Below are 16,028 nucleotides of genomic sequence, written 5' to 3'. Positions count from 1 at the left end.
GTCGACGCATCTTGCGAGGATGCTTCGGTGACCTCGATCGCCGTCTCGGCCGGCGCCGCACCCGTGGCGACGCTCGTGGCCGACCGCGTGCGCGAGAGGCTCCGGGCCGAGCGGGCGGACCCGAGCCGCGACCCCGACCTCGCCGCCCAGGTCGCCTGGGCCGAGGTCCGGCGGCACAACGATTTCGCCCTGGCTCGGGGACTTGCGCCGGTCGATGACGAAGCCGCCTGCGTGCGGGACGTCCTCGCTGCCGTCGCGGGCTACGGCCCATTGCAGCCCTACCTGGACGACCCCACCGTCGAAGAACTGTGGATCAACGCCCCCGATCGCATCTTCGTGGCGCGCGGCGGCATCCCGGAGCGAACGCCGCTCGTGCTCACCGACACGGCCGTGCGCGATCTCGTGGAACGGATGCTGCAGTCCAGCGGCCGCCGCGTGGACCTGAGCCAGCCGTTCGTCGACGCGTCGCTCCCGGACGGTTCCCGTCTGCACGTCGTCATACCCGACATCACGCGGCGTCATTGGGCCGTCAACGTGCGCAAGTTCCTGCCGGCGTACCGCGACCTGGACCGCCTTGTCGCTGCAGGGTCGCTGCACCCGATCGCCGAGCGACTGCTGCGCGACGCGATGGCGGCAGGACGGTCGGTGCTCGTGTCGGGAGCCACGCACGCCGGCAAGACCACGCTCCTGGGAGCCCTGATCGCGGCGTGCCCGCCGCATCACCGCGTCGTCACGGTCGAGGAGACCTTCGAGCTGGCTGTCCAGGCCCCGGACATCGTCGCATTGCAGGGCAGGCAGCCGAGTCTCGAGGGCACGGGAGAGGTGACGCTTCGTCGACTCGTGAAAGAGGCCCTCCGCATGCGACCCGATCGGCTGATCGTGGGCGAGGTTCGCGATGCGGAGGCGCTCGATCTTCTTCTCGCGCTCAACACGGGAGTCCCCGGTGCGGCGACGATCCACGCGAACTCGGCGCGCGAGGCACTGGGCAAGCTCGCCGCGCTCCCGCTGCTCGCGGGTCGCAACATCGACGCGGCGTTCGTGCTGCCCGCCGTCGCGGCATCCGTCGATCTTGTGGCGCACTGCGAGCGCGACGCCTCGGGGATGCGTCGCGTGGTCGAGATCGTCGAGCCGACCGGCGTGGCCGACGGGGCGGTGGAGGCCCGCACGCTCTACCGGGCGGCCGGCGTATGACGTTCGTCTGGGGCGCCGTTCTGGCCGCCGGGGTGCTGCTGACCGTGTCGCCGTGGCTGTGGCCCGCCGGGAGCCGGAGCGCTGCCCGCCCGCGGGGGAGTCGACTCGCGCGCTTGCTCGAGGACGCCGGCATGTCACGCGTGTCGGCGGGCTCGGTGTCGATCGTCGCAGTGTGCTGCGCTGTCGTCGCGGCTGCCGTGGCGTGGCTCGTCGCGCCGGTTCCCGCGCTCTGCCTGGTCACCGCGGTGGCAGGGGTGATCGCGCCGTTCGCGTGGCTGCGCGCGCGACGGACACGGCTGACACGGAGCCGCCGCGGGATGTGGCCCGACATCTGCGACCTGCTCATCGCGTCGGTACGGGCCGGGATGTCCCTGCCGGATGCCGTCGCCGGGCTCGCCGACTCCGCTCCTGTCGAACTGCGGCCGGCGTTCGTGGCCTTCGCACGCGACATCGCCGCGACCGGGCATTTCGACTCCAGCGCGCTGCGCCTCAAGGCGACCCTCGCCGATCCGGTCGCGGACCGGATCGTCGAGACGTTGCGGATGGCGCGGCAGGTGGGAGGCACCGAGCTCACCACCGTGCTCCGTGCATTGGCGACGTCGGTGCGCGCCGATGCGGCTCTGCGCGCCGAGGTCGAGTCGCGCCAGTCGTGGATCCGGGGCGCCGCGGTCCTCGGCGTGGCGGCGCCCTGGGTGATCCTCACCCTGCTGGCGATGCGGCCGGAGGGAGCGCGGGCTTATGGCAGTGCCGAGGGGATTGCGCTCATCCTCGTCGGCGCGGCGGTGTCGTTCCTGGCGTTCCGGCTGATGATCAGACTCGGCCGGCTTCCCGAGCAGCGGCGGTGGTTCGGGTGAGCGTTCCGTCGTCGGGCCTCGTGGTGAGCGACGCGGCGTACGCGGTCGTGCTCGGCACGGCGTTCGGTATCGGCGTCTGCCTGCTGCTGTCCGTGGCGCCGCGATGGGGCGCGCCGTCGCTCGCTCGGCGTATCGGCCCGTACATCCGCGACGTCACCGCCCCGCGCGGGTTGGACCCCGCCTACCGGGCGCCACGCGACGCGGCATCGACGTGGGCGGTGCTCCAGACCCGCTTCGCGAGCACGATCGGCGGAGATGAGGGCGTGGTCCGGCGGCTGCAGCGAGCCGGATGGGGCATCGACGTCGCGCGCTTCCGCGGCCGGCAGCTCGCTTGGGCGGTCGCCGGCCTCGGAGCGGGAGGCGCACTCGTGGTGGCGCTCGTCCTCACCGGTCGCGGGTCACCGGCACTCGGCCTTCTCCCGCCGATCGCCGCCGTCGCCGGGGCGCTCGCGTGCGACGTGATGCTCAGTCGCGCCGCGCGAGGGCGCGTCGCCCGTATCGAGGACGAGCTTCCCACCGTGCTGGAATTCCTCGCGCTGTGCCTGTCGGCCGGCGAAGGCATCCTCGATTCGCTGCGCCGCGTCAGTGACGTGGGCGCCGGCGAGCTGAGCGCGGAGCTGCGCGGGGTCGTGGTGGCCGTCGGTACCGGATCGTCGCTGTCGGACGCTCTCGGCCGCCTGTCGAGACGACTGCAGATTCCGGCGCTGTCGCGCGCCGTCGACCAGCTCGTCGCAGCGATCGATCGCGGTGCGCCGCTTGCACAGGTGCTTCATGCGCAGGCGCTCGACGCGCGGGAGGAGGCCAAGCGCGGGCTCATCGAGCGGGCCGGGCGCAAGGAGATCTACATGCTCGTCCCGCTGGTGTTCCTGATCCTGCCGCTGAGCGTGCTGTTCGCGGTGTTCCCGGGGATCTTCATGCTTCGTCTCGGAATCGGCTAGGCAGCTTCGGAAGGGGAAATGATGAACGGAACGCTGATGCGCCGCGCGGTTGATCGACTGAGCGCCGCGAGCCGCGACATCGTCGATGACGAGCGCGGCGACGTGCCCGGTTGGGTGCTCATCACGTTGATGACCGCCGGGCTTGTCGTGGTCATCTGGGCACTGGCCGGACCGGCGCTGGCGAGTCTGTTCGAACAGGCGATCGCGCGCGTCTCGGGACTGTGACCGGTCCGCGGCACCGGCGTCGCGCTCCGTCCGGCGGGGTGCGCCTCCTGGCGCGCAGCATCCGCGGACGCATCGCGGGTCTCGGAGAGGAGGGATCGAGCCCTGTCGAGTTCGTGCTCGTCGGCTCGCTGCTCACGGTGCTGACCCTTGCCGTGCTGCAGCTGGGACTGGCGGTCTATGTCCGCAACGTCGTCCACGACGCCGCCGTCGAGGGCGCGTATCACGCCGCGCTCGCCGACACGTCGCTCCAGGAGGGCGCCGCGCGCACGCGCGACATCGTCGCCCGCACGGTGGGTGCCGAGTACGCCGCCGCCGTGACGGTGCGCGAGACCGTCGCGCTCGGGCACCCCGCCGTCGAGGTCCGCGTCTCGACGACCCTGCCGCTCGTCGGATTGCTCGGGGCGCCACGAGCGCTGGAGGTAGCGGCCCATGCGCCCGTCGAATCCTTCGACTGAGCCGCGCAACACGACCGCGGCGGGGGCGCTGTCGGAGGACGAGGAAGGCTCGGCCGCGCTGGAGTTCATCCTCGTGGGACTGCTCATGCTCGTCCCCCTGGTGTACCTCATCGTCGTGCTGGGACTCATCCAGCAGCAGTCGCTCGGTGCGGAAGCGGGGGCGAGACACGTCGCGCGAGCGGTGTCGACAGCGACCGACGCAGCGGACGCCCGGGACCGCGCAGGGCGCGTGCTCGCCTCTGTCTCGGATCAGTACGGCATCGACGATGTGGACCTCTCCCTCCGATGCCGCCCGGCGGGCGTCGAGTGCCCGTCGGCGGGCGCCACCCTCGTCGTCACCGTGCACACGACCGTCGCCCTGCCGCTCGTCCCACCGGTGCTCGGATGGGATCGGGCGGCGTCGATCCCGGTCGAGGCGACGGCCGCCCACAAGGTGTCGAGGTTCTGGGGGAGCGGATGACCGGAATCGAGGAGACTCCGCGGACGGATGACGAGGGCAGCGTCCTGATCCTCACCCTGGCGTACGGGGTTCTGGCTCTGGTCGCCATACTGGTCTGCGTCGCGGCGACCAGCCTCTATCTTTCCCAGAAGCGCTTGGACGCGCTGGCGGATGCCGCGGCGCTTGCGGCGGCCGACGGCTTCGAGCTCACGGTCGTCGAGGATGCGCCCGTCGCTCGCCTGACCAGCGAGGGCGTGCACCGTCAGGCCCAGCTTCTGGTCGCCGAGGTCGGAGGGGACGCATCGCTCGTCTCCGCGAGCACGCCGGACGGCGTCTCGGCTCGGGTGACGGTGGCCGACGAGTGGCATCCGCCCGTGCTCACGCTGTTCGTGCCGGACGGCATCGCTCTGCGGGCCACCGCCACCAGTCGCACGGCGCTGCGCTAGCCGCCTGTCTGCGAACAGCTGCGGCGACGCCGCGCCTCCACTACAGTGAGGGGCGCACGGTGCGCTGCACCCCGAACGGAAGGAGGAAAAGCGATGACCGTCTTCGTCGTGCCTCGCGTCAGTTCCCCTTCCCGCGAGGTCGCCCGCACCTTCTGACTCGCGGCGACCTCCTGTTCTCGGAGCGTCACCCATGTCATCACTGCGTTTCGACGCATCGTTCCACCCCTCGGCGCGGGAGCTCGAACCCGGGCCCGATCAACGCTGGTCCACGTGGCCGGCATCTCCTCCCACGCAGCGGGGCCCGCTTCCGCACCCGGCCTGGCTCGTCACCTCGGCCGGCGCGTTCGACACCGAGCTCGGCATCGTCAAGACCGGCAAGGAGGCCGACCTCCACCTCATCGAGCGGGCCGTGCCCGGCACGACCGGGTGCCTGCTCGCGGCCAAGCGCTACCGTGACTCGCGGCACAGCGACTTCCATCGCTCGGGCAGCTATGAAGAGGGCCGTTCGCTGCGCAACACGCGCGACACCCGGGCGCTGCAGCGAAAGTCGTCGTACGGCCGCTCCGTCGCCGCGGGGCATTGGGCGGCCAGCGAGTTCGCCGCGCTGCGCACCGCGTGGGAGGCCGGCGTGCCGGTGCCCTACCCGGTGCAGGTGCTCGACACCGCGGTCCTGATGGAGTTCATCGGCGACAGGCGGGTCGCGGCGCCCCGGCTCGCGCAGAGCCGGCTGCGCGGCGGCGAGCTGCGAGCCGCATACGAGCAGGTCATCGACATCCTGCGCGCGTTCGCGGCGGCCGGGTTCGCCCACGGCGACCTCTCGCCGTACAACCTGCTCGACCACCACGGCCGGATCGTCGTGATCGACCTGCCGCAGATCGTCGACGTCGCGGCGAACCCGCAGGGGTTCGACTTCTTCCACCGCGACGTCGTCAACGTGTCGACCTGGTACGCCCGCCGTGGCCTGCAGAACGATCCGGAAGAGCTTTTCGCCGAGCTCGTCGCCATGATGTGGTGAGGCGGTCCGGGCCGCCAGGACGCGGGACACCTCACCAGCCGTGCACGTTGAACCACTCCTGGCGGCGCCGGGCCTCACCCTCCGGCTCCGCCTCGGCGGACGTGTCGTGCTTGCGCAGTCGTCCGGCGGCGTCGAGCTCGACGAACCGCAGGCACGCCGCGCACAGCGCACGTCCGTCGGGGTAGCCGTCGGCCATCGTCGCGGCGGGCTCGCCGGGCTCGCCGGAGCCCGAGCAGCGGGCGGCGTCGGCTGAGGCATCCGTCCACATGATCGTGCGGTGGCGGTGCAGCCCCGGATGGTCGAGCGGTCGCGTGCAGCGGCGGCCGGCGCTGCGGCTGCGGCAGAAGCGCATCACCGCCTCGCCGCTCACGATTCGCTCCGCGGTACGAAGCGCGGCACCCAGCGGACGAATGCGAGGGCGCCGAGCAGCCCGATCCCGCCCATGACGCCGGTCGCGACGGCGAGCGACGACACCGCCGCGATGCCCGACACCAGGAGCGGGGCGGCGGCGCCGCCGGCATCGGTCAACGTGCGCCACGAGCCGAGGAACGGCGCCGGATCTGCCTTCGGTGCGACGTCGGCGCCGAGGGTCAGCAGGATGCCGCTCGACAGCCCGTTGCCGACGCCGAGCACCGCGGCGAACATCGCGAACCACATCGCGGACTGATCGAGATCGTGGGTGAAGGCGAGGGCCAGGAATCCAGCTCCCATGAGCAGCATCGCCGGCAGCGCCGCCCACAGCCGGCCGAAGCGGTCCATGACCTGGCCGCTGGCGTAGAAGAGGGCGAAGTCGATCGCGCCGGAGACGCCGACGACGAGGGCGATCGTCTGCGGGTCCAGACCGATCGACACACCCCACAGCGGCAGCACGACCTGCCGTGCCGAGCGGACGGCGGAGAGGGATGCCGCGGCCAGTCCCAGCCGGGACAGCACGTCGCGGTGCCGGGCCATCGTGCGGAACACCCCGGTGCCCGGCCCGCTCCTGCGGCCGGCAGCGGGGACGGAGCCGGTGACCGGCTCGCCGGTGTCCTCCATGCTCGCCGTCGCGTTGCGGCCGTCGATCCGGGCGAACCGCCGCTCGGGATCGGGGCCGAGGAGCACGAGGAGCACGGTCGCGACGAGGCATGCCGCGAAGAACCAGATCGTCGCGTGCTCGTCCTGGAACAGCGCGAGGAGCCCCGCGGCGACGAACGGGCCGATGAACATCCCGAGGCGGAACGTGCCGCCCAGCAGCGACAGGGCGCGTGCGCGGAACGACAGCGGCACGCGCGTGGTCATGAAGGAGTGCCGGGCGAGCCCGAACGCGGCGGCGCAGAACCCGATGAGGAACACCGCCATCGCGAAGACCGGCAGCGTCGGCGCGACGGCGAGGACCACCACCCCGGCGAGGGACACGGTGCCGGCGACCGACATCGTCAGCCGCTCGCCGATCCGGGCGACCGCCCACCCGGCCGGGATGTTGCCGCACAGCTGTCCGACGACCAGCGCCGAGGCGACGAGGGCCGCCGTCGCGACATCCGCCCCGAGCTGCGCGGCGATCACAGGGATCAGGGGGATCACCGCCCCCTCGCCGAGAGCGAAGAGCACCGTCGGGCCGTACACCATCGGACCGAACCGCCACAGCACGTCGCGGGCGGTGGGGGAGCGATCGGACATCGCTTCCACGTTAGTCTGGAGTGTCATGCTCGAACTCGACCTCTCCGACGACATCCAGGCGCTTCGCTCCACCTTCGACGACATCCGCGCCGTCGTCGATGTCGACGCGCTCACCGCTGAGATCGCGCGGCTGAGCGAGGAGGCCGGCGCTCCCGATCTGTGGGACGACGTCGAGAAGGCGCAGAAGGTCACCAGCGCCCTCAGCCACCGGCAGGCCGAGCTCAAGCGCATCACCGACATCGAGCAGCGGCTCGACGACCTCGACGTCCTCGTCGAGCTCGCCAACGAGATGGACGACGAGGACTCCGCCGAGGAGGCCCGCCGCGAGCTCGCAGAGCTCGAAGACATCGTCGGCCAGCTCGAGGTGCAGACCCTCCTCGACGGCGAGTACGACGACCGCGCGGCGGTCGTGACGATCCGCTCCGGCGCCGGCGGTGACGACGCCACGGACTTCGCCGAGATGCTCATGCGCATGTACCTTCGCTGGGCTGAGCGCCACAAGTACCCCGTCAAGGTGATGGACACCTCCTACGCCGAGGGTGCGGGCATCAAGTCCGCGACCTTCGAGGTCGACGCGCCGTACGCCTACGGCACCCTCTCGGTCGAGGCGGGCACTCACCGTCTCGCGCGCATCAGCCCCTTCGGCGGCGCCGACAAGCGGCAGACGAGCTTCGCCGCCGTCGAGGTCATCCCCGTCATGGAGGAGGCCGTCGAAGTCGACATCCCCGAGGGTGACATCCGCGTCGACGTCTTCCGCTCGTCGGGCCCCGGCGGGCAGTCGGTCAACACGACCGACTCCGCCGTGCGCATCACGCACATCCCCACCGGCATCGTCGTGTCGATGCAGAACGAGAAGTCGCAGATCCAGAACCGCGCCGCGGCGATGCGGGTCCTGCAGACGCGCCTGCTCCTGCTCAAGCGCGAGGAGGAGGCGGCGAAGAAGAAGGAGCTCGCCGGCACCATCACCGCCAGCTGGGGCGACCAGATGCGCTCGTACTTCCTCTACGGCCAGCAGCTCGTCAAGGACCTCCGCACCGGTCACGAGGTCGGCAACCCGGCGACGGTGTTCGACGGCGATCTCGACGGCTTCATCGCCGCCGGCATCCGGTGGCGCAAGCGCAAGGACGACGACGACTGACCGGATGCCGCTGCCGGGGTGTCGCTGAACCCGGCCACGAGGCATCCGCTTAGGCTCGATAGGCCATGATCCGGTTCGAGAACGTCACGAAGCGCTTCCGCGGCACTTCGAGACCCGCCCTCAGCAATGTCGACTTCGAAGTCCAACGGGGGGAGTTCGTCTTCCTCGTCGGGGCCTCGGGTTCCGGGAAGTCCTCGTGTCTGAGGCTCATCCTGCGGGAGGAGACCCCCAGCGAGGGCCGCGTCGTCGTGCTCGGGCGCGACCTCCGCTCGCTGTCGAACCGGAAGGTGCCGTACTTCCGCCGCCACGTCGGCGCGGTGTTCCAGGACTTCCGGCTGCTGCCGACCAAGACCGTCTTCCAGAACGTCGCCTTCACGCTGCAGGTGATCGGATCGTCGCGCGCCTTCATCCAGCAGGCGGTGCCGGAGGTGCTCGCGCTCGTGGGCCTCGCCGGCAAGGAGAAGCGCTTCCCGCACGAGCTGTCCGGCGGTGAGCAGCAGCGCGTCGCGATCGCGCGGGCGCTCGCGAATCGGCCCCAGGTGCTGCTCGCCGACGAGCCCACGGGAAACCTCGACCCGGCGACCTCGGTCGACATCATGCAGCTGCTTTCGCGCATCAACGCCAACGGCACCACGGTCGTCATGGCCACGCACGAGGCCGGCTTCGTCGACCAGATGCAGCGCCGCGTGATCGAGCTGCGGCACGGCGAGATGATCCGCGACGAGCGTCACGGCGGCTACGGCGACACCTCGAGCATCCCGAGCCTCGCACCCGAGCCCGAGCGTGGGGCCGCCGCCGTCGCCGCCCTCACCGCGGTGCTCGAACTGCACCGCGAGATCGTCGAGACCGGGACGGTCGAGCCTGAAGTGGTCGACGCCGCCGTCTCGGCCGCGAGCATCGCCGCCGAGTCCGAGATCCAGGAGCAGGTGGCCGAGGCGACGCAGGCGGCGGCCGCGGAGTCCGCCGCGGCACTCGCGCGGCAGACCGAGACAGAGGACCCGCGCCCCGCGTCCGCGCAGCCAGCTCCCGCTCGGCCCGTCACCCGACCTGCCGCATCGACGGGCTCCCGCCCGTCGTCTCCGGACCCGGTCTCCGCACCGCAGCAGGCGCCGACCGCTCAGCCGACGCATGACGCCGCCCGCACGTCCGCCGGGCGACCGCCGGAGCCTGCACCGCGGCCGCCGACGTCTCAGACGAACCCCATCCCGGTCGTCGAGGCGCTCGAGCTGGATGTCGCCGAACTGGGCCTCGCCGACCGGCTGGGTCTGGGCAAGAAGGATCGGGACGACGAAGTGGGGCCGACCTCGTGAGGCTGGGACTGATCCTGTCGGAGGCGTTCACCGGACTGCGCCGGAACGTCTCGATGGTGGTGTCCGTCGTCCTCGTCACGTTCGTCTCGCTGACGTTCGTCGGCGCCGCGATCCTCATGCAGATGCAGATCGGCACCATGCGCGACTTCTGGGTCGACCGCGCTCAGGTGGCGATCTACATGTGCACCGACATCTCGCAGTCGCCCACGTGCGCCAACGGCGTGGCGACGCAGGAGCAGCTGGACGCGGTGCAGGAGAAGCTCGATGGTCCCGCGCTCTCGCCGCTCATCCGCGACGTGCGCTTCGAGAACAGCGAGGAGGCGTACCAGAACGTCATCGAGCTGCTCGGCGAGGACTACGCCAGCGTCATCACGCCCGACCAGCTCAACCAGACCTACTGGATCAACCTCGTCGATCAGCGCCAGTCCGACGTGATCATCGAGGCGTTCACCGGAACGGACGGCGTCGAGGAGGTGCAGGACCAGCTGCAGTACCTCGAGCCGCTCTTCTCCGCGCTCACCATCGCGACCTACATCGCCGTCGGCATCGCCGCACTCATGCTGATCGCAGCCGTGCTGCTGATCGCGACCACGATCCGCCTGTCGGCCTACGCGCGCCGGCGGGAGCTCGGCATCATGCGCCTCGTCGGAGCGTCCAACCGGTTCATCCAGACGCCATTCATCCTCGAGGGCGTGTTCGCGGCGCTCATCGGATCGCTGCTGGCCAGCGGGGCCGTGCTCGCCGGCGTGCACTTCGGCGTAGCGGGATACCTGCGGACACGCGTCGAGTTCGTCACGACGTGGGTGGGCATGGGCGAGGCATGGCTCGTCGTGCCGGTGCTGATCCTCGTCGGCGTCGTCCTCGCCGCGCTGTCGGCGGGATTCGCCATTCGTCGCTGGCTGCGCGCGTAGCATCCGCCCCCGGTTCCCGCCCCGTCCGCCCGCCGCGGTAGACTGACAGGCTGCCGCCTCGGATGCGGCATCCAGCGAGGAGAGATCATGCCCCGGGAACGCGGTGAGAAGGTCGTCGCGACCAATCGTCGCGCGCGCCACGAGTACAACATCGAGAAGACCTACGAAGCAGGTCTCGTGCTCACGGGCACCGAGGTGAAGTCGCTGCGCGAGGGTCGGGCGAATCTCACCGACGGCTATGCGTACATCGACGGCGGCGAGGCGTTCCTGGATGCCGTGCACATCCCCGAGTACGCGCAGGGCCACTGGACCAACCACTCCGCCAAGCGCACCCGCAAGCTGCTGCTGCACAAGGAGGAGATCGTCAAGCTGTCCCATGCGATCTCCGCGGGCGGGTACACCCTCGTGCCGCTGAAGCTCTACTTCTCCGACGGGCGCGCGAAGGTCGAGATCGCGGTGGCGAAGGGCAAGCGCGAGTACGAGAAGCGCCAGACCATCCGCGAACGCGAGGACAAGCGCGAGGCCGAGCGCGCCATGCGCACCCGCAACCGTCTGGGGGAGTAGCGCTCAGCGCGCGGTGAACCGCGCCTCCACGGCGGCGGCGACGACGATGTCCTCCGGCTGCAGCTGCACCGCCGGCGCATCGGCGCTCTCGCTCGCGAAGGACGCTCGGGCCATGAGCATGCGCGGGGTGGGGGATGCCTCGGCGCTGTCATGACGGAGAAGTCCGACATCGGCGACCTCGAGAGGCGCCACATCCGCGAGGCCCAGCGCTCCCGCGTACGCGGTCGCCCGGGTGACCGCCACGCCGACCGCCTGCGTCGCGACGTCCCGCTCCACCGCGGCGCGCGTCTCGGGCGTCAGTCGCCAGTCGATTCCCGTCAGCTGCACCCCGTCTCGCTCGGCGACGTCGCCCGCCCACCACGACAGCACGGCGAAGTCGGAGAAGGTCGCCGTGACGTCGACGCTCGCATGATGCACCGGCGCGAGCCGCCGGCCCTCGGGGCTCCACGGACGCTCCGACCACACCGTGACCCGCTGGCTCGTCCACTCGATCACCGTGCCGGCCTCGGCCCGCGACGCGAGATCTTCGCGGACGGGCTCGGCGAGGGCCGCCATGCGTTCGACGACGGCCCCACGCTCGCGATCCTCCGCCCGGATGGTCAGGTGCGCCACCGCGCGCTCGGGCGGGATCCGCACCTCGTGCTCGCCTCGGACGGTGATGACCACATCGCTCATGACGCCGACTCTACGCACCCCGGCCACCTGCACGAGGATTCCGCCCCGAGGACGGGAATGGCGACCCCGCGGCATCCGTTGTATCCTGATGTGCTCGGATGCTTCGGCGCCGAGTTGTGACAACTCCACAGTGTGACAGCGGTCCTTCGCACGAAGGCTCACGGGGATGATCGGTTTCGACATCGCCTGCGAATCTGCGTGAAGCGGGCCGAGGATGCAGGGTTATCTCGTGAACGCTCCCTGCGAACCAATAACTGCCAATAAGCAGCAGTCTGACTTCGCCCTCGCTGCCTAAGCGAGTCCGATAGTCCGTCAGTCCGTGGGTGATCCCGACACGGTTCCTGGCGTCATCTAGGGATCTTGCTGCGCGTCGGTGCCTGAACGCCGCGCGGGACTCTTTCAGGCTGGGCCCGTCGACTCAGGTGTCTGTGACAAGAGTCGGGGCCGAGCAGAACGTCTGCACAGACTGCGCCCGGAGAAGCCGCAGTATCTCAGCGATGGACGGGGGTTCGATTCCCCCCATCTCCACCAGCCGCTGTCACCGAGAAGGGCCCAGGCTGCGTCATCGACGCGGCCGGGCCCTTCTTCTTTCGTCGCGTCAGTCCGCGCGCCGACGCGGCTGCCAGAGGAGCGCCGCGATGATTCCCAGGACGGCGAACGCCAGCGGCACGAGCAGCGCGGCGCGGTACGCATCGATCGGCTCGAGCGCGGCCGCGATCGTCAGCGCCGCGCTCGTCGCCCCCAGACCCAGCGCCGCGCCGAACTGGAAGAACGTGTAGAGGATGCCGCTCGTGAGCCCTTGATCCTCGTCGGCCACGCCGTCCGTCGCCGCAATGGTCAGCGGCCCGTACGCGAGCGTGAACGCCAGACCCAGCGCGAGGAAGCTCGGGAACATGAGCGCGTACGTCCAGTCCGGCGCCACAGGCAGGAAGAGCAGATAGGAGAGGGCGGCGAACCCCAGCCCTCCCACCGCCACAGGCCAGGTCCCGAACCGGGCGACGAGCCGGGGAGTCACCGTCGGGGCGAGAACGGCATCGATCGCGAGCACCACCATCGCGAGCGCCGCCTGCAGGGCGGTCCACCCTCGCAGTTCCTGCAGGTACAGCACCACGATGAACTGGAAGCCCATGAATCCCGCGGCGAGGGAGCCCGCGCCGACGTAGGCGCGCAGGAGCGCGCGTGAGCGGAGGAACGTCGTCGGAATCAGCGGTGCGCGGCTCCGGCGCTGACGCAGGCCGAACATCAGCAGGGCGGCGACCGCTCCCGCCGCGGCCCATACCGCGGCGGCGGCACCATGCGACGCCTGCTCGACAGCCAGGACCGTCAGGACGATCCCCGCCGTCAGCGACACTGCGCCGGCGGCATCCACCGGGACGTCGGTCCTGTCCCCGGGATCGCGGGGAAGAAGCGCGAGCGCGCCCACGAGGATCCCGGCGCCGAGCACCACCGGTGCGAAGAACACCCAGCGCCAGCCGATCGCCGTGAGCAGGCCACCCGCCACCAGGCCCAGCGAGAAGCCGGCGGCGCCGATTCCGGAGTAGATCAGCACAGCTCGATTGCGGGCGGCGCCCTCCGCGAAGCTCGTCGTGATGATGGCAAGTCCGGCGGGCATCATGAACGCCGCTGCGACCCCCGTGGCGAAGCGCGCGAGCACCAGCATCCAGCCCTCTCCCGCGACCCCGCCGGCCAGCGAGAACGCGATGAACACCGCGAGAGCGACGAGGAAGACCCGCCGCCGGCCGAGCCGATCGCCGAGCCGGCCGCCGAGGATCATGAACCCGCCGTACGCGATGACGTACGCACTCAGGATCCACTGGAGCTGCGTCGTGCCCAATCCGAGATCGGCGCGGATGACGGGGAGCGCGACGTTGAACATCGCGACGTCGATGCCCTCGAGGAAAGCGGCGCCGCAGAGCGTGATCAGCAGCAGGATGCCGCGTCCACGTAGCGATACGCCGGGCGAGAGTGGGACGGTGTCGGTGCTGGGCACGGTGCTTCTCCGGAACTGGGTTACTTCTTGTGCGTGGCAGCATCGTGCGTCATCATTGCGGCATGGCGGAAGTACGCACTTCGGAGTACCTCGGTTCCTGCCAGGTCACCGACATGCTGAACGATCCCTTCCAGTGGGACGCGCGCGAGGACTGCGAAGTGCGGCAGATCCTCGACCGGATCGCCGACAAGTGGTCGCTGCTGGTGATGGCCCTGCTCGAGAACGGCACCCTGCGGTTCACCGAGCTGCTGCGACTCGTCGACGGCGTGAGCCAGCGCATGCTGACAGTGACGCTCCGGCAGCTGGAGCGGGACGGCCTGGTGTCACGGACGGTGCATCCGGTGGTTCCGCCGCGCGTGGAGTACTCGCTGACCGAGCTCGGCCGCAGCCTCAACACGACCGTTCTCGCGCTGGTGTCGTGGACCGAAGCCCATCAGGCCGACATCGCTGCGGCACGTGCGCGGTATGACGGCGCGGTCGCGTCGTGAGCTAGGGAACCGGATGGTCGACGATCGCCGACTCCAGGCTGCGCCCGTTCAGGTCCAGGTAGATCCGGCGCTCCGTGATCGACAGGACCATGGTGTTGCGGCGCCCCAGCACGTTCGTCGCCGCATCCACGAACCCCGGATCGAAGCTGTGCAGCGTGATCTCGTCGGAGCGATGGATCCGCTTGCCGGACCACAGCGCCGCCACCTTGGCCGGGTCGCGATGGGTGTACACCGCGACGCGCTCGGACTGCATGCTGCCATGGTGCAGACGTGACGCATCCGGAGCGCCCACCTCGATCCACGCGGTGATCCGCCCCGTGCGATCGCGCACGAGGACGGCCGGCTCGTCGGTCGTCGAGATGCCCTCGCTGAAGGCGATGCCCTCTTCGAACTCGAGGGCGTACGCGAGCACCCGGGTGATCAGGAACGCGTCGGTCTCGGACGGATGCCGGGCGACGCGGAGCGACACGTCTTCGTAGACGCCCCGGTCGACGTCGGCCAACTGGAGCCCGAAGGTGAGGATCGTTGCACCGGCTGCCACGGGATCCGAGCCTACGCGGCGCCGTCCGGGACCGACGAACCGGCTGATCCGCCCCCGTCAGGTGCGCGCGGCGTCGGCGTCGGTGCCGGCCTCGTCCTCGCCGGCGATCTGCTGCTCGGTGTGCTCGCGGATCGTCTCGGCGTCGGCCTGAGTCGGCGCCTGCTCTGCCAGGTCCGCGCGGTCGCGGTTCGGGTCTCCCGAGTCCGCGTGCGTCGAGTCGGGTCCGGTGTTGGGGAATGCTTCGTGCGACATGGAGTTCCTTTCGCTCTGCTCCATGCCACCATGCGGCCCGTCACCGGACGGCGCCGTTGACAACCGACCCGTCGTGTTGCATGCTTCGGGGCGGTCACGCCCGCAGGTAGGCATCCAGCAGCAAGGGCCCGCGGACGTCGCGGAAGGCGTCGATCAGCCGATCCACGGTCCGCCGACTCACCCCGGATGCCTGCACATCGTACGGACCCAGCTTCTCGAGCCTGCCCGTGCGCACGCGCACCACCTCCCACCGTGCGGCGCGCAGGGCGCGGTCCTTCCGGCGATCCGCTTCTTCCCGCTTGCCGACATGTTCGAGACCGTGCCTGCCGGTGCTGTCGTATTCCACGGCGATGCGCAGCTCGGGCAGAAGGATGTCGGGCCAGACCTCCAGATGATCGAAGAAAGGGCGGGCGATCCGCACGGCGTTGCAGCCGGTGGTGAGCGAGAGGCGGTCGAACAGCGCCGCCCGCAGCGCGGCCTCGGCGGCCGAGGCCGGCCGTGGCGCGCACTCGCTCGCGAACGATGCCCCGACGGGGAGATCGGGCGTCCGGGAGCGGAGCGCCACAGTCGAGGTCACGCGTTTGGCGCGTGGCAGCGCTCCGCTCCGCATGGCCGCCGGCTTCGCCAGGGCCGAGCAGTCGGGGCACCAATCGGAGCGTCGTCGTCCTCGCGCGGGTCGTGCGCGCTGTTCGGCGGGCGTCGCGACGAACGTGTGGCCGGCATCGCACTGCCACAGCAACAGCACGTCGGCGGCGGGCGGGATCTGGCTCAGCACGATCCCGGCGTTGAGGTCGGGGTGATACTGCCGAATGAGGACCGGGTAGGACGCCCACGCCTCCCGATAGGCGCCCACGGGATAGGGCACGTCGGCGCTCTTGGAGAACTGGCGGCGCGCCCACCACGCGAGTATCGGTTCCGCCATGGTCGGAACCGTAGCGCG

20 protein-coding genes and 1 other RNA gene are annotated in these 16,028 nt (G+C 70.7%); 14 read left to right on the top strand and 7 right to left on the bottom strand.

What is annotated here, in order from left to right; translation table 11 throughout:
* The first annotated feature begins 27 nt into the window (after nt 1-27).
* The 8 genes from AC5RVZ_RS16965 to AC5RVZ_RS16930 all read left to right on the top strand — a co-directional run bounded on the left by AC5RVZ_RS16965 (nt 28) and on the right by AC5RVZ_RS16930 (nt 5,563).
* Nucleotides 28-1,191 (top strand): TadA family conjugal transfer-associated ATPase, encoded by a 1,164-nt coding sequence (locus AC5RVZ_RS16965; protein ID WP_494066928.1) that lies wholly within the window; start codon nt 28-30, stop codon nt 1,189-1,191.
* Nucleotides 1,188-2,045 (top strand): type II secretion system F family protein, encoded by an 858-nt coding sequence (locus AC5RVZ_RS16960; protein ID WP_494066927.1) that lies wholly within the window; start codon nt 1,188-1,190, stop codon nt 2,043-2,045. Before AC5RVZ_RS16965 ends, AC5RVZ_RS16960 begins: the two co-directional genes overlap by 4 nt.
* Nucleotides 2,042-2,983: a type II secretion system F family protein gene (locus AC5RVZ_RS16955; RefSeq protein ID WP_494066926.1), complete on the top strand. Its 942-nt coding sequence runs from the start codon at nt 2,042-2,044 to the stop codon at nt 2,981-2,983. Before AC5RVZ_RS16960 ends, AC5RVZ_RS16955 begins: the two co-directional genes overlap by 4 nt.
* 36 nt (nt 2,984-3,019) lie before the next feature.
* Nucleotides 3,020-3,208, top strand: coding sequence for a hypothetical protein (locus AC5RVZ_RS16950; protein ID WP_494067006.1), 189 nt, complete (start codon nt 3,020-3,022; stop codon nt 3,206-3,208).
* Nucleotides 3,209-3,267: 59 nt separating this feature from the next.
* Entirely contained in the window at nt 3,268-3,663 is a 396-nt protein-coding gene (locus AC5RVZ_RS16945) for a TadE/TadG family type IV pilus assembly protein (protein WP_494067005.1), read from the top strand.
* Nucleotides 3,638-4,123 carry a TadE/TadG family type IV pilus assembly protein gene (locus AC5RVZ_RS16940; RefSeq protein ID WP_494066925.1) on the top strand — a complete coding sequence of 162 codons (486 nt, stop codon included), beginning with the start codon at nt 3,638-3,640 and terminating at the stop codon, nt 4,121-4,123. The genes AC5RVZ_RS16945 and AC5RVZ_RS16940 overlap by 26 nt, the downstream gene beginning before the upstream one ends.
* Nucleotides 4,120-4,548 (top strand): pilus assembly protein TadG-related protein, encoded by a 429-nt coding sequence (locus AC5RVZ_RS16935; protein ID WP_494066924.1) that lies wholly within the window; start codon nt 4,120-4,122, stop codon nt 4,546-4,548. The genes AC5RVZ_RS16940 and AC5RVZ_RS16935 overlap by 4 nt, the downstream gene beginning before the upstream one ends.
* A 190-nt stretch (nt 4,549-4,738) precedes the next feature.
* Nucleotides 4,739-5,563 (top strand): serine protein kinase RIO, encoded by an 825-nt coding sequence (locus AC5RVZ_RS16930; protein WP_494066923.1) that lies wholly within the window; start codon nt 4,739-4,741, stop codon nt 5,561-5,563.
* A gap of 31 nt (nt 5,564-5,594) precedes the next feature.
* Here the strand turns inward: AC5RVZ_RS16930 and AC5RVZ_RS16925 are convergent, their stop codons facing one another.
* Together AC5RVZ_RS16925 and AC5RVZ_RS16920 are read right to left on the bottom strand one after the other, a co-directional pair.
* Nucleotides 5,595-5,933 carry a hypothetical protein gene (locus tag AC5RVZ_RS16925; protein WP_494066922.1) on the bottom strand — a complete coding sequence of 113 codons (339 nt, stop codon included), beginning with the start codon at nt 5,931-5,933 and terminating at the stop codon, nt 5,595-5,597.
* The gene (locus AC5RVZ_RS16920; protein WP_494067004.1) at nt 5,930-7,219 is read right to left on the bottom strand and encodes an MFS transporter; all 1,290 of its coding nucleotides are present in this window, start codon (nt 7,217-7,219) and stop codon (nt 5,930-5,932) included. The genes AC5RVZ_RS16925 and AC5RVZ_RS16920 overlap by 4 nt, the downstream gene beginning before the upstream one ends.
* Nucleotides 7,220-7,244: 25 nt before the next feature.
* Here AC5RVZ_RS16920 and prfB point away from each other — a divergent pair, with 25 nt between their 5' ends.
* The 4 genes from prfB to smpB all read left to right on the top strand — a co-directional run bounded on the left by prfB (nt 7,245) and on the right by smpB (nt 11,142).
* A complete protein-coding gene (gene prfB, locus AC5RVZ_RS16915) occupies nt 7,245-8,357 on the top strand; it encodes a peptide chain release factor 2 (protein ID WP_494066921.1) in 1,113 nt (370 codons plus the stop codon).
* A gap of 65 nt (nt 8,358-8,422) precedes the next feature.
* Nucleotides 8,423-9,667 carry a cell division ATP-binding protein FtsE gene (gene ftsE / locus AC5RVZ_RS16910; RefSeq protein WP_494066920.1) on the top strand — a complete coding sequence of 415 codons (1,245 nt, stop codon included), beginning with the start codon at nt 8,423-8,425 and terminating at the stop codon, nt 9,665-9,667.
* The gene (ftsX, locus tag AC5RVZ_RS16905) at nt 9,664-10,578 is read left to right on the top strand and encodes a permease-like cell division protein FtsX (RefSeq protein ID WP_494066919.1); all 915 of its coding nucleotides are present in this window, start codon (nt 9,664-9,666) and stop codon (nt 10,576-10,578) included. The genes ftsE and ftsX overlap by 4 nt, the downstream gene beginning before the upstream one ends.
* 87 nt (nt 10,579-10,665) lie before the next feature.
* On the top strand, nt 10,666-11,142 hold the full coding sequence (gene smpB, locus AC5RVZ_RS16900; RefSeq protein ID WP_494066918.1) for an SsrA-binding protein SmpB: 477 nt from the start codon (nt 10,666-10,668) through the stop codon (nt 11,140-11,142).
* Nucleotides 11,143-11,145: 3 nt separating this feature from the next.
* On the opposite strand, the gene AC5RVZ_RS16895 is transcribed toward smpB, so the two are convergent.
* A complete protein-coding gene (locus AC5RVZ_RS16895) occupies nt 11,146-11,817 on the bottom strand; it encodes an SIMPL domain-containing protein (protein WP_494066917.1) in 672 nt (223 codons plus the stop codon).
* Between the two features lie 162 nt (nt 11,818-11,979).
* Between AC5RVZ_RS16895 and ssrA the strand changes: the two genes are divergently transcribed.
* Nucleotides 11,980-12,348: a transfer-messenger RNA gene (gene ssrA, locus AC5RVZ_RS16890) on the top strand.
* Nucleotides 12,349-12,415: 67 nt separating this feature from the next.
* Here ssrA and AC5RVZ_RS16885 read toward each other — a convergent pair.
* A complete protein-coding gene (locus AC5RVZ_RS16885) occupies nt 12,416-13,807 on the bottom strand; it encodes an MFS transporter (protein WP_494066916.1) in 1,392 nt (463 codons plus the stop codon).
* 62 nt (nt 13,808-13,869) lie between these two features.
* On the opposite strand from AC5RVZ_RS16885, the gene AC5RVZ_RS16880 reads away from it, so the two are divergent.
* A complete protein-coding gene (locus AC5RVZ_RS16880; RefSeq protein WP_494066915.1) occupies nt 13,870-14,295 on the top strand; it encodes a winged helix-turn-helix transcriptional regulator in 426 nt (141 codons plus the stop codon).
* Between the two features lies 1 nt (nt 14,296).
* Here the strand turns inward: AC5RVZ_RS16880 and AC5RVZ_RS16875 are convergent, their stop codons facing one another.
* The 3 genes from AC5RVZ_RS16875 to AC5RVZ_RS16865 all read right to left on the bottom strand — a co-directional run bounded on the left by AC5RVZ_RS16875 (nt 14,297) and on the right by AC5RVZ_RS16865 (nt 16,010).
* Nucleotides 14,297-14,836 carry a YaeQ family protein gene (locus AC5RVZ_RS16875; protein WP_494066914.1) on the bottom strand — a complete coding sequence of 180 codons (540 nt, stop codon included), beginning with the start codon at nt 14,834-14,836 and terminating at the stop codon, nt 14,297-14,299.
* Nucleotides 14,837-14,893: 57 nt separating this feature from the next.
* Entirely contained in the window at nt 14,894-15,088 is a 195-nt protein-coding gene (locus AC5RVZ_RS16870) for a hypothetical protein (RefSeq protein WP_494066913.1), read from the bottom strand.
* A 94-nt stretch (nt 15,089-15,182) separates the two neighbouring features.
* Entirely contained in the window at nt 15,183-16,010 is an 828-nt protein-coding gene (locus tag AC5RVZ_RS16865; RefSeq protein WP_494066912.1) for a zinc-ribbon domain-containing protein, read from the bottom strand.
* Nucleotides 16,011-16,028 lie beyond the last annotated feature (18 nt).

Source organism: Arthrobacter sp. Cza30 (assembly GCF_059090765.1).
This window is presented reverse-complemented; position numbering and strand designations above follow the sequence as displayed.